Raw genomic sequence first — 23707 nt, 5'->3', positions numbered from 1 at the left:
AGGAGGTGCCTATCTATGGAGGAACATTACTATGTAAGCATAGATATTGGTTCATCAAGTGTAAAAACAATAGTAGGCGAGAAATTTCACAATGGTATCAATGTGATAGGTACAGGACAAACCTACACTAGCGGTATTAAGAACGGATTAATTGATGATTTCGACATTGCTAAACAAGCAGTTAAAGATACAATTAAAAAAGCTTCTATCGCATCAGGTGTAGACATTAAAGAAGTTTTCTTAAAATTACCTATCATAGGTACAGAAGTATATGATGAAGCAAATGAAATTGATTTTTATGAAGATACTGAAATAAACGGCACACATATTGAAGAAGTGCTAGAAGGTATTCGTCAAAAAAATGATGTAGCGGATACTGATGTCATTGATGTTTTCCCGATTCGTTTTATAGTAGATGGGGATAACGAAGTATCAGACCCTAAAGAATTAATTGCTAGACACTCATTGAGAGTTGAAGCTGGGGTTATTGCAATTCACAAATCTATTTTAATCAACATGATTAAATGTGTAGAATCATGTGGCGTAGACGTTTTAGATGTTTATTCAGATGCATATAACTATGGTTCAATTCTTACTGCCACTGAAAAAGAATTAGGCGCGTGTGTTATTGATATTGGTGAAGATTTAACACAAATAGCCTTTTATGAACGTGGCGAATTAGTAGATGCTGATTCAATTGAATTAGCAGGTCGCGATATTACTGATGATATTGCTGAAGAATTAAATACTACATATGAAACAGCTGAAAAGATTAAACATCAGTATGGTCATGCTTTTGCTAATTCAGCATCAGAACAAGATGTATTCAGCGTTGACCAAGTAGATAGTGATGAATTAGTAGAATATACTCAAAAAGACTTAAGTGCAGTAATTGAGAGAACAATGCAAGATATCTTTGATGAGGTATTTGATGTATTAGTCGACTTAGGTTTAACACGAGTAAACGGCGGTTTCATTGTAACAGGTGGTTCTTCAAATTTATTAGGTGTTAAAGAATTACTCAATACGATGGTAAATGAAAAAATCAGAATTCATACACCATCACAAATGGGTATCAGAAAACCAGAATTCACATCAGCGATTTCTACTATATCTAGTAGCATCACTTTTGATGAGCTGCTAGATTATGTTACAATGAGTTATCAAGATAATGATGAATTTGAAGAAGAAGTTATTGAAGATAACGAAAAAGAGCATACTTCTAAATCTGGTGGATTTGACTGGTTTAAACGTAAGTCAAATAAAAATGAAGATACTTATGAAGAAGACTACAACGAACCACATGAAAGAACAGAAAAAGTAGGCGACGATGATAAGTATGAAAGCCATGAAACTCATCACGATACGACAGAACATTATGATGATGATCAAGAAAAACCTCAAAAAGAAGAGGGTAAATTTAAAAAACTTATGAAATCTCTATTTGAATGATGGGCCATTAAGACTAGGAGGAAATATAAATGTTAGAATTTGAACAAGGATTTAATCATTTAGCGACATTAAAAGTCATCGGTGTAGGTGGTGGCGGTAATAACGCTGTTAACCGTATGATCGACCATGGTATGAATAATGTAGAATTTATTGCAATTAACACAGATGGACAAGCTTTAAACTTATCTAAAGCAGAATCTAAAATCCAAATTGGTGAGAAATTAACACGTGGACTTGGTGCAGGTGCTAACCCAGAAATTGGTAAAAAAGCAGCTGAAGAATCTCGTGAACAAATTGAAGATGCTATCCAAGGCGCAGATATGGTATTCGTAACTGCTGGTATGGGTGGCGGTACTGGTACAGGTGCTGCACCAGTAGTAGCTAAGATTGCTAAAGAAATGGGAGCATTAACTGTAGGTGTTGTAACGCGTCCATTCGGATTTGAAGGACGTAAACGTTCAACACAAGCAGCTGCTGGTGTTGAAGCTATGAAAGCAGCTGTAGATACATTAATCGTTATCCCTAACGACCGTTTATTAGACATCGTTGACAAATCAACACCTATGATGGAAGCATTTAAAGAAGCAGATAATGTATTACGCCAAGGTGTTCAAGGTATCTCTGACTTAATTGCTGTATCAGGTGAAGTAAACTTAGACTTTGCTGACGTTAAGACAATCATGTCTAACCAAGGTTCAGCATTAATGGGTATTGGTGTATCTTCTGGTGAAAATAGAGCAGTTGAAGCAGCTAAAAAAGCTATTTCATCACCATTACTTGAAACTTCAATCGTTGGTGCTCAAGGTGTGTTAATGAACATCACTGGTGGAGAATCACTTTCATTATTCGAAGCGCAAGAAGCAGCTGACATCGTACAAGATGCAGCAGATGAAGATGTGAATATGATCTTTGGTACAGTTATCAATCCTGAATTACAAGATGAAATCGTAGTTACTGTAATTGCAACAGGTTTTGAAGACAAACCAACTTCACAAGGACGTAAAGCTTCAAGCACAGGTTTCGGAACAAGTGCAACTTCAGGTACTTCATCTCAAGCAAGTACACCTAGAGAAGAATCATTCTCTCAAAGTTCATCAAGCACGCGTTCTTCTGAAAGCGTATCTGAAAGAAGTCATACTACTAAAGATGACGACATTCCTAGCTTTATCAGAAATAGAGAAGAAAGACGTTCTAGAAGAACTAGACGTTAATTCAAATAAGTTTAGACTATATTTCGTTGTATGATTAAGTGTTTTTATCGTCTTAATCATTCCTAAAAGGGAGTAGAACGACGAATTCACTTGTGGATTCATGTTCGCTCCCTTTTTATTTACTTTCAAGTAAAGTGAAGATTGTTATATAATATAATTATATTCAATTTTAGAGTAAGGCTTTTTAAATCGATAAATATAAAACATAAAATTAAGGTGGTTTGATTTCGTGTCAGAGAAGTTTGTGAAGTATCCCCATTACTTAAATTATGAATCTAAAGACTTGATGCGTGTAAATTTGGGATTCACTACAAGAGAGGGTGGCTATAGCCTATATCCTGAAGCGTCATTTAATATGGCCAGATATGTGGATGATGAACCTGAAAATATTACGAAACATCAAGAAATATTGGCGGATGCAATTGGATTTGAAAGCGCGCATTGGGTATTCCCGATTCAAACACATGAAAATCGTGTGATTGAGATTACACAAAGTCATCGTGGGACTAACATTAATAGTTTAACAGATGAACTATATGGTATCGACGGGATGTATACATATGAATCTGATACGTTATTAACTATGTGTTATGCAGACTGTGTACCCGTTTACTTTTACAGTGAGAAACACCACTATATAGGTTTAGCACATGCAGGATGGCGAGGTACTTATGGCCAAATCGTTAATGAAATGTTAAAACAAATTGATTTTGATTTAAAAGATTTAAATATAGTGATAGGACCATCGACATCAACGACGTATGAAATTAATGATGATATTAAATCGAAGTTTGAAACGTTACCAATTAATGTAGAGTCATATATTGAGACACGTGGAGAAAATCGACATGGCATTGACTTAAAACGTGCTAATGCATTATTACTTCATCATTATGGTGTGCCAATGGACAATATATATATTACTGATTATGCTACATCAGAAGATTTGTCTCTTTTCTTTTCATATCGTATTGAAAAGGGCCAAACAGGAAGAATGTTGGCATTTATAGGACAAAAATAAGCTATTTAAAGTAATGATTGTCGAAATACAATAGGTATGTGAAAACAAATATTAATAATCATTGTACTTAACAAATGTTAAAGAGGTTGGGTAGAATATGGACGTAAAAGATAATTTAAAAAATATTGAAAGTGAAATTCAAGCACACTTTGAAAATAGTGAAGCAAGTTCCTTGCCAAACGTGATTGCAGTGACAAAATATGTTACAATAGACCGTGCTAAAGAAGCTTATGATGCTGGGCTAAGACATTTTGGTGAAAACAGATTAGAAGGCTTTTTAGAGAAGAAATCTGCGTTACCTGACGATGTTACGATGCATTTTATAGGTTCTTTACAATCTAGAAAAGTAAAAGAAGTAATTAACGACATTGATTACCTGCATGCATTAGATCGACTTAGTCTAGCTAAGGAAATTAATAAACGAGCTGATCATGAGATTGCCTGCTTCGTACAAGTTAATGTCTCAGGTGAAGAATCTAAACATGGTATTGCTTTGAATGAAGTTAATCACTTCATAGAACAAATGAAACAATATGATAACATTAAAATTGTCGGATTAATGACTATGGCACCCTATACAGATGATACAGCTTATATTCGTCAGTTATTTAAACAATTACGATTAAAACGAGATGAAATTAAAAACCTTAAATTAGATTATGCACCATGTGATGATTTATCTATGGGAATGAGTAATGACTATGCAATTGCTGTAGAAGAAGGTGCTTCATTTATAAGAATAGGGACTAAACTTGTTGGAGAATAGGAGTGAGCCCCGTGGCTATTAAAGATTTATTTAATAATTTTTTTCTAATGGATGATGAAGAGGAAGTAGAAAGCCCTGAAGAGCGACAACGTCGTGTAGTTCAGAATGAAGAAACAGAAACAAACCATGTTCAGCAGAATCAACCACAACAATCTGAACGTTCATATAGCAATCAAAGTAAATTAAAGAGCGTACCGCAAAAGAAAGCATCAAGAAATTATAACTCAGAAGAAAGGAATGTGCGTATGAATCAACCACCATCAAAGTCAAACAGTAAAAATGTTGTGACGATGAATCAATCGTCGCAAAGCTATAGTGGCAACGAAAGTTCAAAAATGTGCTTATTCGAGCCACGTGTATTTTCTGATACGCAAGATATCGCAGATGAATTAAAAAACCGTCGCGCTACATTAGTTAATTTACAACGCATTGACAAAATTTCAGCTAAACGTATTATTGATTTCTTAAGTGGTACAGTTTATGCGATTGGTGGGGATATTCAACGTGTAGGTACTGACATATTCCTTTGTACACCTGATAACGTGGAAGTTGCGGGAAGTATCACAGACCACATTGAACAAATGGAAACGCAGCACTACGAATAAGGAGACATTATATGGATGTAGGTTTATTAGCTACTATTTTTGATTTTATAATATTTCTAGTACAAATATATTATTTTGGAATGATTATATATTTCTTTACATCTTGGGTACCAAGTGTTAGAGAATCTAAATTAGGCCAAATACTAGGTAAATTATATGAACCATTTTTAGAACCATTTAGAAAGATTATCCCACCAATTGGAATGATTGACATTTCTTCACTTGTAGCTTTGTTTGTACTTGTATTATTCCAAGCTGGGTTAAGAAGTATTTTTAATATGATACTTATTTATTTAGTGTAATAATTAATGAAGTTGAAGAGGCTGAGACAATACAAATGTTTGTTTCAACCTCTTTTATCATTTGAATTAGATATAAGAGAGGTGTAACAGTAATCGATATTTATCAACATTTTAGAGATGAAGAGCAAGTGCTAATTGATCAATTAATAGATAAGTGTGATCAGGTCGAACAGCAGTATGCACCTATTTTGACAAACTTTCTTGATCCGAGAGGGCAATATATTCTTGAAGTTATCACAGGCAGTTATGAAGATATGCATGTGACATTTTTTGGTGGAAATCACGCTGAAAGAAGAAGAGGAATGATAGCACCAAGTTATTTTGATCCAGAGGAAGACGATTTTGAAGAAGTATTAATTCAGATTAATTACCCTGAAAAGTTTGTTCATCTTCAACACCAGCATGTGTTAGGCACACTCATGTCATTAGGAATTGAAAGAGAACAAGTCGGAGATATCATTGTAGGAGAACATATTCAATTTGTTTTGACAAAGCAACTAGAATCATATATTATGTTGGAATTAACAAAGATTAAAGGTGCTACAGTTAAACTTAATTCTATTCCATTTAAAGATATGATACAATCAGTAGAGAATTGGAAAATTCAAGGAAGTACTGTAAGCGCATTGAGATTAGATGTCGTCGTAAAAGAAATGATTCATAAATCTAGATCAATTGCGAAACAATTAATTGAAAAGAAACGTGTCAAAGTGAATCATACGATTATTGATTCACCAGATTTTCAAATACAAACCAATGATTTATTATCTATTCAAGGATTTGGAAGGGCCCAAATCACTGATATAGGTGGTAGAACTAAAAAAGACAAAATACACATTAATTATCGAACATTGTTTAAGTAATAAATAGAAGTCAATTTAAAATTGATTTAAGGAGGATGTAGGATGCCTTTTACACCTAGTGAAATAAAAAATAAAGAATTTACAAAAGTGAAAAATGGTCTTGAACCAGCTGAAGTAAGTGATTATTTAAATCAATTAAGTCATGAAATTGAACGATTAAAAGATGAAAAAAAACAACTTGAAAAAGTAATTGAAGAGAGAGATACTAATATTAAATCTTATCAACAAGTACATCAATCAGTTAGCGATGCACTTGTTCAAGCACAACAAGCTGGCGAAGAAACAAAACAAGCAGCAAATAAAGAAGCGGAAGCTGTGATTAGTAAAGCGCAGGCACAAGCAGACTTAATCGTAAATGATGCTATTGAGAAAGCGCGTCATTTATCATTCCAAACGGAAGATATGAAACGTCAATCTAAAATCTTTAGATCTCGTTTCCGTATGTTAGTGGAAGCTCAATTAGATTTATTAAAAAATGACGATTGGGATTATTTACTCAACTACGATATCGATGCAGAACAAGTTACGCAAGAAAATTTTCAACATTTAAATAGTCAAGATATTACACCTGAGGAACAACTTAAAGCTCAGGCTCAGCAATCTGAAAGTGCGGTTACGAGCGAAAGTGATAGCCAATCAACCGATTCACTAAGTACAAGCGACGCTACTAGTACAAGTGAACCTGTTGCTTCAGAGGCAAGTGTGAGTCAAAGTGAATCAACATCAAATACAAATAAATAAATGTTATCAAATAAGACAGACACGTAGGAGATAATCAACTTTTTACAGCGAATTAGGGTCGGTGAAAGCCTAATAAAAGTCTATCTCTTATATCACTGACTTAGACAAAGTAATACGATATATATGAGAGAACTCTAAGTTGAGTTAACAAGGGTGGTACCGCGGTCATTCCGTCCCTTTTTAATTGAACTTAGAGTTCTTTTTTACATTTAAGGAGTGAAAACAATTATGAACTATAAAGATACTTTATTAATGCCAAAGACTGACTTCCCAATGCGTGGTGGATTGCCAAATAAAGAACCTCAAATCCAAGAACAATGGGAAGCTAACAACCAATACCAAAAAGCACTAGAAAAAAATAAAGGTAACCAATCTTATATCCTACATGATGGTCCACCGTATGCGAATGGTAATCTACACATGGGACATGCATTAAATAAAATCATTAAAGATATCATCGTCCGCTATAAAACGATGCAAGGATTTTATGCACCATACGTTCCGGGTTGGGATACGCACGGTTTACCAATTGAACAAGCTTTAACTAAAAAAGGCGTTGATCGTAAAAAAATGTCAATTGCCGAATTTAGAGAAAAATGCAAAGAATTTGCTTTAGAACAAATTGAATTACAAAAGAAAGACTTTAAACGTCTTGGTGTGCGTGGTGACTTCAATGATCCATACATCACTTTGAAACCAGAATATGAAGCGGCACAAATTCGTTTGTTCGGTGAAATGGCTGATAAAGGATTAATTTATAAAGGTAAAAAACCTGTTTATTGGTCACCTTCAAGTGAATCATCTTTAGCTGAAGCGGAAATTGAATACCATGATAAACGTTCAGCATCAATTTATGTTGCGTTTGATGTAAAAGATTCAAAAGGTATTGTAGATGAAGATGCACAATTTATTATTTGGACAACTACACCATGGACTATTCCATCAAACGTTGCGATTACTGTTCACCCTGAACTTAAATATGGTCAATATAACGTGAATGGTAAGAAATATATCATTGCACAAGCTTTATCTGAAAATGTAGCAGAAGCATTAGAATGGGATAAAGAAGCAATTCAATTAGAAAAAGAATTTACAGGTAAAGAATTAGAGTACGTTGAAGCCCAACACCCATTCTTAGATCGTGTATCACTTGTAATTAACGGTAACCATGTTACAACTGATGCAGGTACAGGTTGTGTTCATACCGCTCCTGGTCACGGGGAAGATGACTATATCGTTGGACAAAAATATGATTTACCAGTAATTAGTCCTTTAAATGATAAAGGTGTGTTCACTGAAGAAGGCGGACAATTTGAAGGTATGTTTTACGATAAAGCTAACAAAGCAGTTACTGATTTATTAACTGAAAAAAATGCTTTATTAAAACTTAACTTTATTACACATAGTTACCCTCATGATTGGCGTACTAAGAAACCAGTTATTTTCCGTGCAACACCACAATGGTTTGCTTCAATCAATAAGGTAAGACAAGATATCTTAGATGCAATTGAAGACACAGACTTCAAAGTAGATTGGGGTAAAACACGTATCTATAATATGATTCGTGATCGCGGAGAATGGGTTATTTCTCGTCAACGTGTATGGGGTGTACCATTACCAGTATTTTATGCTGAAAACGGCGATATTATCATGACTAAAGAAACGGTTAACCATGTAGCAGATTTATTTGAAGAACATGGCTCAAATATTTGGTTTGAAAAAGAAGCGAAAGACTTATTACCTGAAGGATTTACACATCCTGGTAGTCCAAATGGTACGTTTACAAAAGAAATGGATATCATGGATGTTTGGTTTGACTCAGGTTCATCACATCGTGGTGTATTAGAAAATCGTCCAGAATTAAGTTTCCCTGCAGATTTATACTTTGAAGGTAGTGACCAATATCGTGGTTGGTTTAACTCTTCAATTACTACTGCTGTGGCAACAAGAGGACAAGCACCATATAAATTCTTATTATCTCACGGCTTTGTAATGGACGGTGAAGGTAAGAAAATGAGTAAATCACTTGGTAATGTTATTGTTCCAGACCAAGTTGTAAAACAAAAGGGTGCTGATATCGCACGATTATGGGTTAGTAGTACGGATTACTTAGCTGACGTTCGTATTTCTGATGAAATCTTAAAACAAACATCTGATGTTTATCGTAAAATTAGAAATACATTAAGATTCATGTTAGGTAACATTAACGATTTCAATCCGGAAACAGATGCAATTCCTGAATCTGAATTATTAGAAGTAGACCGTTACTTATTAAACCGTTTACGTGAATTCACTGCAAGCACAATTAACCATTATGATAACTTTGATTATTTAAACATTTATCAAGAAGTTCAAAACTTTATTAATGTTGAATTAAGTAACTTCTATTTAGATTATGGTAAAGATATCCTTTATATCGAAGAGAAAAATGCGCATAAACGTCGCAGTATGCAAACAGTGTTATACCAAATCTTAGTTGATATGACGAAATTATTAGCACCTATTTTAGTCCACACAGCTGAAGAAGTTTGGACACACACACCACATGTGAAAGAAGAAAGTGTTCATTTAGCTGATATGCCTAAAGTAGTTGAAGTTGATCAAGCATTACTTGATAAATGGAATCAATTAATGGCATTACGTGATGATGTTAACCGAGCATTAGAAGTAGCACGTAACAATAAAGTAATCGGTAAATCACTCGAAGCAAAAGTTGTTATTGGTAATAACGACAACTTTAAAGCTGCAGCGTTCTTACAACAATTTGAAGATTTACAACAATTATTCATAGTTTCACAAGTTGAAGTTACAGATGCTGTGGACAATGCAGAGACTTACCAACATGGTGATATCAGAATTGACCACGCTGAAGGCGAAAAATGTGAAAGATGTTGGAACTACACTGAAGCATTAGGCGCAGTAGGTGAATTAGAACACTTATGCCCACGATGCCAACAAGTAGTTAAAACGTTAGTTTAATAGTATGTGAGCAAAAAGGAGCTGGACAGAAATAATTTTTCTAAAATTTATTTCATTGTCCTGCTCCTTTTTAATATTCGCAATATAATTTATACATAAAAAGAATAATAATACACAATGTTTCGCTTTTTGATTTAAGGTTATTTAGAAAGATATATTCATAGATAAATGACAGAACGAATTTTTAATAAACAGAGGTGGAACGATGAGTAAAATTTTATTAACAGGTGCATCTGGCTATATTGGTGGACACTTGAAAGCGCAATTAAAAGAGAATTACGAAATTATAGCAATTTCAAGAAACACTAAAAATAAAGAAAATGAACAGAATGTCACTTGGAAAGCTGCTGATTTATTTGATTTAGATGAAATCACAAAGGTTATGGAAGGGGTAGATACTGCAATTTACCTTGTTCATTCTATGATGCCTAATGCTAAATTGACGCAAGCAAATTTTGAAGATATGGATGCCTTATTAGCGGATAATTTTGCGAGAGCTGCTAAAAAACAAGGCGTAAAACATATTGTTTTTATGAGTGGTTTAATTCCCAATGAAGACAAGCTGTCGGCGCATTTACGTAGTCGTTTAGAATGTGAGAAAATTCTTGGCTCTTATGGCATACCGGTTAGCACATTGCGAGCAGGTTTAATTATTGGGGCAAAGGGAAGTTCTTACCCGATTTTAAAACGTTTAGTTGAACGTTTACCCGGAATGGTCTTACCTAGTTGGGCATATCATATGATTGCGCCCGTTTCAATCAACGATGTTATTGATAAACTCGCACTATTAGTCAAACGTACACCACAACATAATGAGGCTTTTGATATTACAGGTCCAGAAATTATGAATTATAAGGAATTAATACAACGCACGGCAGTAGTGTTAAATAAACGTTTACCAATCGTTGACTTACCAATTATCCCTATTTGGGTTAGTCGATATTGGGTACAACTTATTTCACAGGTGCCTAAAGAGATGGTTTACCCACTTATGAATAGTTTAGTTCATGATATGATTCCACAACCAGAACGCACACATCCTGATATATCTATTGGTAAGATGTCATATGAAGAAAGTTTAGAACAAGCGCTAAATGAAGAAAATAAAATGAATCAAAAACAAAATAAAAACAAAAAATCATCAAGTGAAAGTAAAAAAGAAAGCATCAAAGATGTAAGAGCAATATCACGTTTTAGTATTCCGGCCAATTATTCAATGGAAGATGTGGCTAAAACATATGCAACGTTTATTAACAATATTACGTTACATTTAATCAATGGCACTATAAATGAAAATAAATTTGATATTACACTGCCGTTTACGAATCAATTTATCTTAAAAATGGAACGTGATATGGAAGATTCTTCTGAGGATATGATTGTTTACAAAATCGTAGGTGGCAATTTAGCATTATCCAATAATGGTGGCAATGCTCGATTTGAATTTAGACGTATTTTAGATACGAATGAAGCAATCGTTGCGTTACAAGAATATGAGCCGACATTGCCTTGGGTAGTTTATAAATATACACAAGCTAATATTCATAAAACAGTTATGGAATTATTTGTAAATCATATGAATAAACGTGCTGAAGAAGATAAACAAGCATCATCATACAATAATCAGCTATTCAGTACTGTAGCGATGACTACAGGTGCGATTGTGGGTGCTTATCTAGGATCAAAAATATATCATCTGATTAAAGCATAAATCATCCATATTGATATAATGCATACGTTAATTTGTTTTAAAAGAACGTCCGAGTTATAGTGTATATATAGTTGAAAAAGACAATTTCTATTAAAATAATATAGAAATTGTCTTTATTATATATTAGCGTATATTTTAAAAAAGGAAACTAAGTAAAATGTAAATACTTTATTTTGAAGTCGGTATTTATAAGAGCGAACTAAAAAAACATAAATTGCAATATACATACAAAGACTGATAAAATTTGATAGATTTTAAGGTAAAATAAAAAGTATTATTTTCATCAAAGTGATTAATGCATCCAATAAAAATGATGCAATTGATTTACAGTCATATTAGGAGGCTACAATGTTTCATTCCAAGCATGCACATTTCGTAAATGGTATCACGTTAAATGTGAGAAATTTAGCTAATTTAAGACCATTTTATGAAACGGTATTAGGATTTGAAGTGATTACCGAAACACACCAATCTGTCCAATATGAGATTGGTCAATCTAATCATTTTATAACTTTAAAAGAAATTGTAAATGGTAGGGAACCGCTGTTATCTGAAGCCGGATTATTTTATATAGGTATATTGCTTCCTAATATAGCAGATTTAGCAGATTTACTTGTACAAATGACAGATTTTGAAATTCCAGTAAATGGTGGAGAACAAAGTGTCTGTACCTCTCTTTTTATTGAAGATCCAGAGGGAAATGCATTTAAGTTTTATGTCGATCACGATATAGATGACTGGGTGTACGATAATAAATATGTGAAATTGGATGTTGAAGCAATTCATGTTCCACGATTATTAACGCATGTAACAGATCAAACTTGGCAAGGCATTCCTAAAGGAACTAAAATTGGAAATGTATCTCTTAAATCGATACGTATGTCTGAAGTCAAATCATATTATTTAAACTATTTTGGGCTTGAAACATCTGCATATTTGGATAAGTTTTCACTCTATATGTCTTCAAATCAATATCATCATCATTTAGCAATTAATCAATGGTTATCAAGTACAAAGCGCGTTATGAATCCTATCACATATGGTCTCGCATTAATTGATTATTATTATCCTGAAACAACGCATATCGATGTTAAGGGTCCAGACGGACTTCAATTTAGATTTAATTTTATAGAAGTAGTGTGATTAAATGAAGAAATTTATAGCTATAATGTTTTTAGGTAGTGCACTTTTCACTGTTGGTGCAATATATGATGGTATTGATAATCAAGATATGACGCAACCTACAATTCATTTTTGGGAAAAGAATCCAATGAAATTCAATTTATATGCTAAGGGGCAGTGTACGTATTACGTGTTTGACAGAATACGACAAGATGGTAATATGATTAGCAATAAATGGGGTGATGCTAAGTATTGGGCTGCCAAAGCTGATGAAGAAGGATATACAGTAAATAATGAACCTAGTGTTGGCGCAATTTTGCAATATCCTAAAGGTCAATATGGTCATGTAGCATATATAGATAAAGTTCACCAGGATGGGTCGCTAACAGTATTTGATATGAACTATAATAAACCGTATGAAGTGACAAAAAGAACAGTTCATGACAATCAAGTAGACGAATTTAATTATATTCATCCAAAGGAAAATAAAAATGAAACAGCATAGTGAACTACAGTTACACCTCTCATGAGTTATTTGTAACTGTAGCTTTTTTTATGTATGGGAGTAAGCTATAATGTAGAGTGTTGTCAAAGTGTAGTGTGTGAATGGAGGCACGTGAATGAAAAAGAAATATTATATAACGATATCTTTAATCGTAGCAATCACAATATTAATCATTGATCAAGTAACTAAACGTATAATAGCTACAACAATGAATATTGGTGATTCGTATGAGGTTATTCCCAATTTTTTAAATATAACATCACATAGAAATAACGGTGCGGCGTGGGGAATATTAAGTGGTAAAATGGGATTCTTTTATATTATTACGCTTATAATTCTCGTCGTACTTGTATTATTTTATATTAAAGAAGCAAAGTATAATCTGTTTATGCAAGTTGCAATTAGTTTATTATTTGCAGGCGCATTAGGTAACTTTATTGATCGATTAGTAAATGGTGAAGTAGTTGATTTTGTTGATACGACTATTTTCGGATATGATTTTCCAATATTTAATGTTGCGGATTCAAGTCTAACAATAGGTGTATTATTCATCATCATTGCCTTACTTAAAGATGCAAATTCGAAAGAGTAGGAGGCTGTAATTTGAAAACACATGAATTTAAAATAGAAGATCAAGCTTATGTTGGACAGCGTATTGATAAATTATTACCTGAATTCAACAATGACTGGTCAAGAAGTCAAATACAAGATTGGATTAAAGACGATTTAGTAACAGTAAATGACAAAGTGATTAAATCTAATTATAAAGTTAAATTAAATGACAGTATTATCGTTACTGAAAAGGAAGTCGTTGAAGCTGATATTCAGCCGGAAAATTTAAACTTAGATATTTATTATGAAGATGAAGATGTTGCGATTGTATATAAACCTAAAGGTATGGTAGTTCACCCTTCACCAGGTCATTATTCAGGTACACTGGTTAATGGATTAATGTATCAAATTAAAGATTTATCTGGTATTAATGGTGAGATTCGTCCTGGTATCGTACATCGTATCGATAAAGATACATCAGGGTTATTAATGGTTGCGAAAAATGATATCGCGCATCGTGGTTTAGTTGAACAGTTAATGGATAAATCTGTTAAGCGAAAATATACTGCATTAGTACATGGAAATATTCCACATGATTACGGTACAATCGATGCGCCAATAGGAAGAAATGAGAAAGATAGACAATCTATGGATGTTGTTGATAATGGTAAAGAAGCCGTGACACATTTCAATGTGTTGGAACATTTTAAAGATTATACATTAATTGAGTGTCAATTAGAGACAGGGCGTACACACCAAATCCGTGTGCATATGAAATATATAGGATTTCCTCTTGTTGGAGACCCTAAATATGGTCCGAGAAAGACACTTGATATTGGGGGTCAAGCTTTACATGCAGGGGTTATTGGGTTTGAACATCCAGTCACACATGAATACATTGAACGACAAGCGGAGTTACCTGAAGCATTTGAAACATTATTAGAAGATATCCGTTTAAGAGAAGCTTAAGTTAATCATTCAATTGTCTAAAATGGAATTTAATCTAATAAAAAGTATTATTTAACACAGATAATTTTAAAATTTGCATTGACTTATAAGTCAAAAAGCATTAAGCTAATGACAGTTCAAAAAGAAAACGATGTCTTTAAACGAAAGTCCAGAGAGGCTTCAAAGACAATGAGTATAATTCTATACACTTTCTTAAAATCATTCATTGAGCACATTGATGAATTGTATAATGAGAATGACTTTATCATGTATCGTATAAACGTACATGTCCGTATATAAATTAAACCTCATGTCTTTGATTAAAGACATGAGGTTTTTTAATATTAAGAGGTGAGATAATGTCTGAACGTATCATCATGGATGAAGCTGCAATACAACGTACTGTAACGCGTATGGCGCACGAAATTCTAGAATACAATAAAGGTACAGAAAATCTTGTGTTACTCGGTATCAAAACGAGAGGCGAATACTTAGCACGACGTATTCAAGACAAAATCAATCAAATTGAACAAAAAGCAGTTCCGACAGGCACAATTGATATTACTCATTTTAGAGATGATATTGAAATTGCTAACAAGAAAATCACTCAAGACGCAATAGATATTGATGCTGATATTAATAACAAGGTCGTCATCATTATTGATGATGTGCTTTACACTGGTAGAACTGTTAGAGCTTCACTAGATGCGATTCTATTACATTCTCGACCAATTAAAATTGGATTGGCTGCACTTGTAGATCGAGGACATCGTGAGTTGCCTATCAGAGCCGATTTTGTAGGAAAAAATATTCCAACTGCTAAAGAAGAATCCGTTTCTGTGTTCTTAAATGAAAAGGATTCACAGAACGCAGTTATAATTGAATAAAGGCCTTTTAAATCAGTACGAGAGACTGAAAAAGGTAAAGTATTCAATAGTGAGTGTCAGTATGAAAGTTTCAAAATAAGTAGTAATGTGCTCACTAAAACAGAATACTTTGTCACGTATGTACAGATCACGTTGGATATGAAAACGTATCTGCTTACTAAATACGATTTTTTAGTCTCTTTACATTTATATGTTAAAGAGACTTTTTTTATGAAAGGAAGAAAAAAATGGAAAATGAACAAATGTTTGAACGCACCGTTAAGCCGGTGTTAGATGTACAGGATAAACCGCAACCGGCACAGTGGGCATTACTGAGTTTGCAACATCTATTTGCAATGTTTGGTTCTACTGTATTAGTACCATTCCTTACTGGCTTACCTATATCAGCTGCTTTACTTGCATCAGGAATAGGAACATTGCTTTACATCCTAATTACTAAAGCAAAGATTCCAGCATATTTAGGGTCAAGCTTCGCATTTATCACACCAATTATTACAGGATTGAGTACGCACAGTCTAGGCGATATGTTGGTCGCATTATTCGCTAGTGGCGTCATGTACGTCATCATCGGTATTCTAATCAAAATAAGTGGTACAGGATGGTTAATGCATTTACTTCCACCAGTAGTAGTGGGGCCAGTAATCATGGTGATTGGTTTAAGCCTAGCACCAACAGCAGTTAATATGGCAATGTTTGAGAATTCAGGTGATATGAAAGGGTACAACTTAAGCTATTTAGTTGTAGCACTTATCACATTACTTGTAACCATTATTGTCCAAGGGTTCTTCAAAGGATTCTTATCACTGATACCGGTACTTATTGGTATCATCGTCGGCTACATTGTTTCAATCTTTATGGGATTAGTAAACTTTTCAAATATTGCGAAAGCAAATTGGATTGACTTCCCTCACATCTATTTACCGTTTAAAGATTATGTACCGTCGATACACCTTGGTTTAATACTCGTCATGTTACCAATCGTGTTCGTAACAGTGAGTGAGCATATCGGTCACCAAATGGTAATCAATAAAATTGTAGGTAGAAACTTCTTCGAGGATCCAGGTTTACATCGCTCAATTATCGGTGATGGTGTGTCAACCATGTTCGCAAGTATTATTGGTGGTCCACCAAGTACAACATACGGCGAAAACATCGGTGTTCTCGCAATAACAAAAATTTATAGTGTTTATGTTATTGGTGGCGCAGCGGTCATCGCGATTGTCTTATCATTCATTGGAAAGTTCTCAGCGTTGATTTCATCAATACCTACCCCGGTAATGGGCGGCGTATCCATCTTGCTCTTCGGTATTATTGCAGCAAGCGGACTCAGAATGTTAGTTGAGAGCAATATCGATTTCGCAAGCAACCGTAACCTAGTCATTGCTTCAGTCATCTTAGTTGTAGGTATTGGTAACTTACTTATCAATTTAAAAGGTTTAGGTGTAAACCTTCAAATCGAAGGTATGGCACTCGCAGCACTTTCAGGTATTATCTTAAATTTAATTTTGCCAAAAGAAAAACAGGAATCAAAAAACTAATTTAACAAGGATTATTTATCAGGAGGCGCTTTATGAATAACTTATTATCTATGGAACATTTATCTAACGAGGACATTTACGATTTAATTCAAACAGCTTGTGATTATAAATCAGGAAAACAACCATTACCACAATTCGAAGGAAAGTTTGTTTCAAATTTATTCTTCGAAAACTCAACACGTACTAAATGTAGCTTTGAAGTAGCAGAGCAAAAATTAGGTCTTAAAGAAGTTAACTTTGAAACAAGTACATCATCAGTACAAAAAGGAGAATCACTGTACGACACATGTAAAACGCTTGAGAGCATCGGCGTTGATTTACTTGTCATAAGACATTCTCAAAATGCATATTATGAAGAACTAGAAAATCTTAATATCCCAATTGCAAATGCTGGTGATGGTAGTGGTCAACACCCTACACAAAGTTTATTAGATATCATGACAATTTATGAAGAGTATGGGTCATTTGAAGGATTAAATATCTTGATCTGTGGTGATATTAAAAATTCACGTGTAGCAAGAAGTAATTTCATAAGCTTAACATCACTAGGCGCAAATGTGATGTTCTCAAGTCCAGATGAATGGGTTGATGAATCTTTAGATGCACCATATGTGCAAATTGATGATGTTATCGACCAAGTAGACATTGTTATGTTATTACGTGTTCAACATGAACGCCATGGTATAACGGGTGAAGCTAACTTCGAGGCAAATGATTACCATGAACAATACGGTTTAACAATGGATAGATATAATAAGTTGAAAGATAAAGCAATTGTTATGCACCCTGCACCAGTTAATAGAGGTGTTGAAATTGATTCTGAATTAGTGGAAGCACCTAAGGCACGAATTTTCAAACAAATGACAAATGGCATGTATTTAAGAATGTCAGTAATCAATAAACTATTATCAGGAAAAGAGGCGTAAACGTTGAAATTAATCAAAAATGCTCAAATTTTAGATAACGGTGAACTTAAGCAAACATCTATTTTAATTGACGGTCAACATATTAAAGAAATAAGCAATAATATTGAAGTTGATGAAAGTGTTGAAGTAATTGATGCACAAGGACATTTTGTAGCACCTGGTTTAATTGATGTTCACGTTCATTTACGTGAACCAGGTGGAGAACATAAAGAAACGATTGAAACAGGTACGAAAGCTGCAGCTCGTGGTGGGTTTACAACTGTATGTCCAATGCCAAATACACGTCCAGTACCGGACACTGTTGAACATATGGAGCGTTTACAACAATTAATTCAAGATAACGCACAAGTACGTGTATTACCATATGCATCTATAACCGTACGCCAAGCTGGAAAAGAACATGTTGATTTTGAAGCACTAGCTAAGCAAGGTGCTTTTGCGTTCACAGATGATGGCGTAGGTGTACAAGAATCAGCAATGATGTATGAAGCAATGCAACAAGCAGCTAAAGTTAATAAAGCTGTGGTAGCACACTGCGAAGATAATAGTTTAATTTATGGTGGTGCAATGCACCAAGGTAAACGAAGCGAAGCGTTAGGTATACCTGGCATTCCGAATATTTGTGAAGCGGTACAAATCGCGAGAGATGTGCTACTAGCTGAAGCAGCAAATTGTCATTATCATGTATGTCATGTTTCAACGAAAGAAAGTGTTAGAGCAATTCGTGATGCTAAAGCAGCAGGTATTCATGTGACAGCTGAAGTCACACCACATCACTTATTACTAACTGAAGTTGATGTACCAGGTGATAATGCAATTTATAAAATGAATCCACCTTTAAGAAGTAAAGAAGATAGAGAAGCCTTATTAGAGGGGTTATTAGATGGAACGATAGATTGTATTGCAACTGACCATGCACCACATGCGAAAGAAGAGAAAGCACAACCGATGACTAAAGCACCTTTCGGTATTGTAGGAAGTGAAACTGCATTCCCATTACTATATACGCATTTTGTAAAAAATGGAGATTGGTCATTGCAACAATTAGTGGATTACTTAACTGTTAAACCAGCGCAAGTATTTGATTTACCATATGGCAAATTGGAAGAAGGACACTTTGCTGATTTAACAATGATTAATCTGGAAGAAGAACGCGAAATCAAAGCTGAAGATTTCTTATCTAAAGCAGATAATACACCTTTTATTGGTTACAAAGTTTATGGTAACCCAATTTTAACTATGGTAGAAGGCGAAGTTAAATATAAGGAGGATAAATAAATGCTTGAGCGACGCTATCTTGTATTAGAAGATGGGACTTATTATGAAGGATATCAATTGGGATCTAACGACTTATCAGTTGGAGAAATCGTATTCAACACAGCGATGACAGGATACCAAGAAACAATCTCAGACCCTTCATATACTGGTCAAATCATTACATTCACATACCCATTAATTGGTAATTACGGTATTAACCGAGATGACTTTGAAGCACTAACACCAACATTAAATGGTGTAGTAGTGAAAGAAGCAAGCACTCATCCAAGTAACTTTAGAAATCAAAAAACGTTACACGATGTGCTTGTGCAATACAAGATACCTGGTATCTCAGGCGTAGATACACGTAGTATTACTCGTAAGATTAGACAGCATGGTGTACTCAAGGCAGGGTTCACTGATAATCGAGAGGACATTGACACACTAATCAGTACATTACAAGATACAACGTTACCTCGAAATGAAGTGGAAACAGTATCTACTAAAACACCATACGTCTCTACAGGATCTGATTTGAGTGTCGTCTTGTTAGACTTTGGTAAAAAGCAAAACATTGTAAGAGAATTAAATTTGCGTGGGTGCAATGTGACAGTAGTACCTTATGACACATCGGCTGAAGAGATATTAGCTATGTCACCTGATGGCGTGATGTTATCTAATGGCCCTGGTGACCCAGATGTGGTAGAAGTTGCATTGGATATGATTAACGGTATTTTAGGCAAAATTCCATTCTTCGGTATATGCCTAGGACATCAATTATTCGCGCTATCTCAAGGTGCGACGTCATTTAAAATGAAGTTCGGTCATCGTGGTGCAAATCACCCTGTAAAAGATTTACGAACTGGAAAAGTAGATATCACAAGTCAAAACCATGGTTACGCTATTGATAAAGCGTCATTGGCACATACTGACTTAGAAGTGACACATATTGCGTTAAATGATGGTACGGTTGAAGGATTAAGACATAAGACATTACCAGCATTTTCGGTGCAATATCATCCTGAAGCACGACCAGGCCCAAGCGATTCAAATTATTTATTCGATGAATTTATGTCTATGATGAAAGAATTTAAAGAAAAGGAGCAAACAGCAAATGCCTAAACGTGACGATATACAAACGATTCTAGTTATTGGATCAGGTCCAATTATCATTGGACAAGCTGCAGAATTTGATTACGCAGGTACTCAAGCGTGCCTTGCTTTAAAAGAAGAAGGCTACCGTGTCATATTAGTCAACTCTAACCCAGCAACGATTATGACAGATAAAGAAATTGCAGATAAAGTTTATATCGAACCGTTAACACATGACTTTATTGCACGTATTATTCGTAAAGAACAGCCTGATGCACTGTTACCAACATTAGGTGGTCAAACAGGTTTGAATATGGCAATTCAATTACATGATAGTGGTGTACTTGAAGCAAATAATGTGAAATTACTAGGTACGGAATTAAAGTCAATTCAACAAGCAGAAGATAGAGAATTATTTAGATCATTAATGAATGATTTAAATGTACCTGTCCCTGAAAGTGATATTGTAAATACTGTTGAACAAGCATTTGCGTTTAAAGACGAAGTAGGCTATCCACTCATTGTTCGTCCTGCCTTTACAATGGGAGGTACTGGTGGTGGTATTTGCTACAATGATGATGAATTAAAAGAAGTAGTGAGCAATGGACTACATTACAGTCCAGCGACACAATGTTTAATTGAAAAATCTATCGCGGGCTACAAAGAAATTGAATATGAAGTAATGCGAGATAAAAATGACAATGCAATTGTTGTTTGTAATATGGAAAATATCGACCCAGTGGGTATTCATACTGGAGACTCTATCGTAGTAGCGCCGAGTCAAACGTTATCAGATGTTGAATATCAAATGTTGCGTGATGTATCTTTAAAAGTAATTAGAGCATTAGGTATTGAAGGTGGATGTAACGTCCAACTTGCATTAGACCCACACTCATTCAATTACTATATTATAGAGGTAAATCCACGTGTATCACGATCATCAGCGCTTGCATCTAAAGCAACTGGATACCCAATTGCAAAATTAGCGGCAAAAATAGCAGTAGGATTAACATTAGATGAGATGCTTAACCCTGTCACAGGGACATCATATGCTGCCTTTGAACCAACATTAGATTACGTTATTTCAAAGATACCAAGATTCCCATTTGATAAATTTGAAAAAGGCGAACGTGAATTAGGTACTCAAATGAAAGCTACTGGTGAAGTAATGGCTATCGGACGTACATATGAAGAATCGTTATTGAAAGCAATACGTTCACTTGAATATGGTGTACACCATTTAGGCTTACCAAATGGAGAAAGTTTTGATTTAGATTATATTAAGGAACGCATCAGTCATCAAGATGATGAAAGACTCTTCTTTATAGGTGAAGCAATTAGACGTGGTACGACGCTTGAAGAAATACATAATATGACGCAAATTGATTATTTCTTCTTAAATAAATTCCAAAATATTATTAATATCGAACATGAGTTGAAAGCACACCCTGGAGATTTAGACTACCTTAAATATGCTAAAGACTATGGCTTTAGTGACAGAGTGATTGCACATCGATTCGGTATGACTGAAGCAGAAGTTTATCAATTGCGCCAAGAAAACGGCATTAAACCTGTATACAAAATGGTTGACACTTGTGCTGCGGAATTTGAGTCAACAACACCCTATTACTATGGCACTTATGAGACTGAAAATGAATCCATCGTGACAGATAAAGAAAAAATCTTGGTACTTGGATCAGGTCCAATTCGAATTGGGCAAGGGGTGGAATTTGACTATGCTACTGTACATGCAGTATGGGCAATTCAAAATGCCGGATACGAAGCAATTATCGTGAATAATAATCCTGAAACAGTATCGACTGACTTTTCAATATCAGATAAATTATACTTCGAACCATTAACTGAAGAAGATGTAATGAATATCATCAATTTAGAACAACCTAAAGGCGTAGTCGTGCAATTTGGTGGCCAAACGGCAATTAACTTAGCGGATAAATTAGCTAAACATGGGGTTCAAATATTAGGAACGTCTTTAGAAGATTTAAATCGTGCCGAAGATAGAAAAGAGTTCGAAGCCTTACTGCATACCATTAATGTACCTCAACCTAAAGGTAAAACTGCGACTTCTCCAAAAGAAGCACTTGAAAATGCCCGTGAAATTGGCTACCCGGTTGTGGTGAGACCATCATATGTACTCGGTGGTCGTGCTATGGAAATAGTGAATAGCGACGTTGAATTAGAAAACTACATGGAACAAGCTGTTAAAGCGAGCCCAGAACATCCAGTATTGGTAGATAGATATTTAACTGGTAAGGAGATAGAGGTTGATGCGATATCAGACGGTGAAACAGTCATCATTCCTGGTATCATGGAACACATCGAACGTGCAGGTGTTCATAGTGGTGACTCAATTGCTGTTTATCCGCCCCAAACTTTAAGCCAAGAAGATATTAATACGTTAGAAGACTACACAATTAAATTAGCTAAAGGGCTTAATATCGTAGGCTTGATTAATATCCAATTTGTGATCGCACATGATGGTGTTTACGTACTAGAAGTAAACCCTCGTGCAAGTCGAACGGTACCATTCTTAAGTAAAATCACAGATATTCAAATGGCACAACTTGCGATGCAAGCTATAATGGGAACACAGCTTAAAGCGTTAGGCTATAAGCAAGGCATCCAACCATATTCAGAAGGTGTCTATGTGAAAGCACCTGTCTTCAGTTTTAATAAATTGAAAAATGTCGATGTGACTTTAGGACCAGAAATGAAATCTACCGGTGAAGTGATGGGTAAAGATCTAACTTTAGAAAAAGCACTTTATAAAGGATTAACGGGTAGTGGTGTAGAAGTTAAAGATCATGGTACTGTACTTATGACAGTAAGTGATAAAGATAAAGAGGAAATTGTAAAAATTGCTCACCGTTTAAATGAGGTAGGATATAAGATTTTAGCTACTCAAGGAACGGCACAAAAATTAGAAGAACATCATATTCCAGTTGAAGTTGTAGGTAAAATTGGTGGCGATGATGATTTATTAACACGTATCCAAAATGGTGAAGTACAAATTGTCATTAATACCATGACTAAGGGTAAAGAAGTAGAAAGAGACGGTTTCCAAATTCGTCGTACAACAGTAGAAAATGGTGTGCCATGTTTAACATCATTAGATACTGCGAATGCTTTAACAAATGTGATTGAAAGTATGACATTTTCAATGAGAACGATGTAATATGACAATTCAAGAACGACAAGGTTGTATGTA

20 protein-coding genes are annotated in these 23707 nt (G+C 34.6%); all 20 read left to right on the top strand.

Going from position 1 to position 23707, the window contains the following annotated elements; genetic code table 11:
• Positions 1-15 precede the first annotated feature (15 nt).
• The 20 genes from ftsA to carB all read left to right on the top strand — a co-directional run bounded on the left by ftsA (position 16) and on the right by carB (position 23674).
• Positions 16-1452 carry a cell division protein FtsA gene (gene ftsA, locus KA909_RS07170; protein ID WP_193839456.1) on the top strand — a complete coding sequence of 479 codons (1437 nt, stop codon included), beginning with the start codon at positions 16-18 and terminating at the stop codon, positions 1450-1452.
• Positions 1453-1481: 29 nt separating this feature from the next.
• Positions 1482-2663 carry a cell division protein FtsZ gene (ftsZ, locus tag KA909_RS07165; RefSeq protein ID WP_107629863.1) on the top strand — a complete coding sequence of 394 codons (1182 nt, stop codon included), beginning with the start codon at positions 1482-1484 and terminating at the stop codon, positions 2661-2663.
• 229 nt (positions 2664-2892) lie between these two features.
• Positions 2893-3684, top strand: a complete 792-nt coding sequence (pgeF, locus tag KA909_RS07160; RefSeq protein WP_210130074.1) for a peptidoglycan editing factor PgeF — start codon at positions 2893-2895, stop codon at positions 3682-3684.
• 97 nt (positions 3685-3781) lie between these two features.
• Positions 3782-4450: a YggS family pyridoxal phosphate-dependent enzyme gene (locus KA909_RS07155; protein WP_193839454.1), complete on the top strand. Its 669-nt coding sequence runs from the start codon at positions 3782-3784 to the stop codon at positions 4448-4450.
• Positions 4451-4461: 11 nt separating this feature from the next.
• Complete coding sequence (locus tag KA909_RS07150; protein WP_193839453.1) at positions 4462-5055, top strand: cell division protein SepF; 594 nt, start codon at positions 4462-4464, stop codon at positions 5053-5055.
• 11 nt (positions 5056-5066) lie between these two features.
• Positions 5067-5357, top strand: coding sequence for a YggT family protein (locus KA909_RS07145; protein WP_193839452.1), 291 nt, complete (start codon positions 5067-5069; stop codon positions 5355-5357).
• A gap of 65 nt (positions 5358-5422) precedes the next feature.
• Positions 5423-6220 carry a YlmH family RNA-binding protein gene (locus KA909_RS07140; RefSeq protein ID WP_193839906.1) on the top strand — a complete coding sequence of 266 codons (798 nt, stop codon included), beginning with the start codon at positions 5423-5425 and terminating at the stop codon, positions 6218-6220.
• A gap of 42 nt (positions 6221-6262) precedes the next feature.
• Complete coding sequence (locus KA909_RS07135; RefSeq protein ID WP_193839451.1) at positions 6263-6961, top strand: DivIVA domain-containing protein; 699 nt, start codon at positions 6263-6265, stop codon at positions 6959-6961.
• A gap of 228 nt (positions 6962-7189) precedes the next feature.
• Positions 7190-9940 carry an isoleucine--tRNA ligase gene (ileS, locus tag KA909_RS07130; protein WP_075108619.1) on the top strand — a complete coding sequence of 917 codons (2751 nt, stop codon included), beginning with the start codon at positions 7190-7192 and terminating at the stop codon, positions 9938-9940.
• 205 nt (positions 9941-10145) lie between these two features.
• Positions 10146-11651, top strand: a complete 1506-nt coding sequence (locus KA909_RS07125) for an NmrA family NAD(P)-binding protein (protein WP_210130073.1) — start codon at positions 10146-10148, stop codon at positions 11649-11651.
• A 348-nt stretch (positions 11652-11999) separates the two neighbouring features.
• Positions 12000-12794: a VOC family protein gene (locus KA909_RS07120; protein WP_193839448.1), complete on the top strand. Its 795-nt coding sequence runs from the start codon at positions 12000-12002 to the stop codon at positions 12792-12794.
• A gap of 4 nt (positions 12795-12798) precedes the next feature.
• Positions 12799-13278: a CHAP domain-containing protein gene (locus KA909_RS07115; RefSeq protein ID WP_075108622.1), complete on the top strand. Its 480-nt coding sequence runs from the start codon at positions 12799-12801 to the stop codon at positions 13276-13278.
• 115 nt (positions 13279-13393) lie between these two features.
• The gene (gene lspA / locus KA909_RS07110) at positions 13394-13870 is read left to right on the top strand and encodes a signal peptidase II (RefSeq protein WP_075108623.1); all 477 of its coding nucleotides are present in this window, start codon (positions 13394-13396) and stop codon (positions 13868-13870) included.
• An 11-nt stretch (positions 13871-13881) separates the two neighbouring features.
• The gene (locus KA909_RS07105; protein ID WP_075108624.1) at positions 13882-14799 is read left to right on the top strand and encodes an RluA family pseudouridine synthase; all 918 of its coding nucleotides are present in this window, start codon (positions 13882-13884) and stop codon (positions 14797-14799) included.
• A 338-nt stretch (positions 14800-15137) separates the two neighbouring features.
• A complete protein-coding gene (gene pyrR, locus KA909_RS07100; RefSeq protein ID WP_075108625.1) occupies positions 15138-15665 on the top strand; it encodes a bifunctional pyr operon transcriptional regulator/uracil phosphoribosyltransferase PyrR in 528 nt (175 codons plus the stop codon).
• 227 nt (positions 15666-15892) lie between these two features.
• The gene (locus KA909_RS07095) at positions 15893-17203 is read left to right on the top strand and encodes a uracil-xanthine permease family protein (protein WP_193839447.1); all 1311 of its coding nucleotides are present in this window, start codon (positions 15893-15895) and stop codon (positions 17201-17203) included.
• Between the two features lie 32 nt (positions 17204-17235).
• Positions 17236-18129: an aspartate carbamoyltransferase catalytic subunit gene (locus KA909_RS07090; RefSeq protein ID WP_053029205.1), complete on the top strand. Its 894-nt coding sequence runs from the start codon at positions 17236-17238 to the stop codon at positions 18127-18129.
• Positions 18130-18132: 3 nt separating this feature from the next.
• Positions 18133-19407: a dihydroorotase gene (locus tag KA909_RS07085; protein WP_210130072.1), complete on the top strand. Its 1275-nt coding sequence runs from the start codon at positions 18133-18135 to the stop codon at positions 19405-19407.
• Entirely contained in the window at positions 19408-20508 is a 1101-nt protein-coding gene (locus KA909_RS07080; RefSeq protein ID WP_210130071.1) for a carbamoyl phosphate synthase small subunit, read from the top strand. It abuts the gene before it with no gap.
• Positions 20501-23674, top strand: a complete 3174-nt coding sequence (carB, locus tag KA909_RS07075; RefSeq protein ID WP_193839444.1) for a carbamoyl-phosphate synthase large subunit — start codon at positions 20501-20503, stop codon at positions 23672-23674. Before KA909_RS07080 ends, carB begins: the two co-directional genes overlap by 8 nt.
• Positions 23675-23707: the final 33 nt, after the last annotated feature.

The organism is Staphylococcus sp. GDX8P54P (assembly GCF_017893165.1).
GTDB lineage: Bacteria > Bacillota > Bacilli > Staphylococcales > Staphylococcaceae > Staphylococcus > Staphylococcus borealis.
The sequence above is the reverse complement of the archived record's forward strand: the minus strand, read 5'-3'. Positions and strand labels throughout refer to the sequence as shown.

Bases quoted from the DNA above. Each gene is read 5' to 3' on its own strand.
- KA909_RS07080 (WP_210130071.1), top strand. From the start codon at position 19,408: ATGCTTGAGCGACGCTATCTTGTATTAGAAGATGGGACTTATTATGAA.
- ftsZ (WP_107629863.1), top strand. From the start codon at position 1,482: ATGTTAGAATTTGAACAAGGATTTAATCATTTAGCGACATTAAAAGTC.
- KA909_RS07145 (WP_193839452.1), top strand. From the start codon at position 5,067: ATGGATGTAGGTTTATTAGCTACTATTTTTGATTTTATAATATTTCTA.
- KA909_RS07115 (WP_075108622.1), top strand. From the start codon at position 12,799: ATGAAGAAATTTATAGCTATAATGTTTTTAGGTAGTGCACTTTTCACT.
- lspA (WP_075108623.1), top strand. From the start codon at position 13,394: ATGAAAAAGAAATATTATATAACGATATCTTTAATCGTAGCAATCACA.
- carB (WP_193839444.1), top strand. From the start codon at position 20,501: ATGCCTAAACGTGACGATATACAAACGATTCTAGTTATTGGATCAGGT.
- KA909_RS07095 (WP_193839447.1), top strand. From the start codon at position 15,893: ATGGAAAATGAACAAATGTTTGAACGCACCGTTAAGCCGGTGTTAGAT.
- KA909_RS07120 (WP_193839448.1), top strand. From the start codon at position 12,000: ATGTTTCATTCCAAGCATGCACATTTCGTAAATGGTATCACGTTAAAT.
- KA909_RS07135 (WP_193839451.1), top strand. From the start codon at position 6,263: ATGCCTTTTACACCTAGTGAAATAAAAAATAAAGAATTTACAAAAGTG.
- KA909_RS07090 (WP_053029205.1), top strand. From the start codon at position 17,236: ATGAATAACTTATTATCTATGGAACATTTATCTAACGAGGACATTTAC.
- pyrR (WP_075108625.1), top strand. From the start codon at position 15,138: ATGTCTGAACGTATCATCATGGATGAAGCTGCAATACAACGTACTGTA.
- KA909_RS07125 (WP_210130073.1), top strand. From the start codon at position 10,146: ATGAGTAAAATTTTATTAACAGGTGCATCTGGCTATATTGGTGGACAC.
- KA909_RS07155 (WP_193839454.1), top strand. From the start codon at position 3,782: ATGGACGTAAAAGATAATTTAAAAAATATTGAAAGTGAAATTCAAGCA.
- ileS (WP_075108619.1), top strand. From the start codon at position 7,190: ATGAACTATAAAGATACTTTATTAATGCCAAAGACTGACTTCCCAATG.
- ftsA (WP_193839456.1), top strand. From the start codon at position 16: ATGGAGGAACATTACTATGTAAGCATAGATATTGGTTCATCAAGTGTA.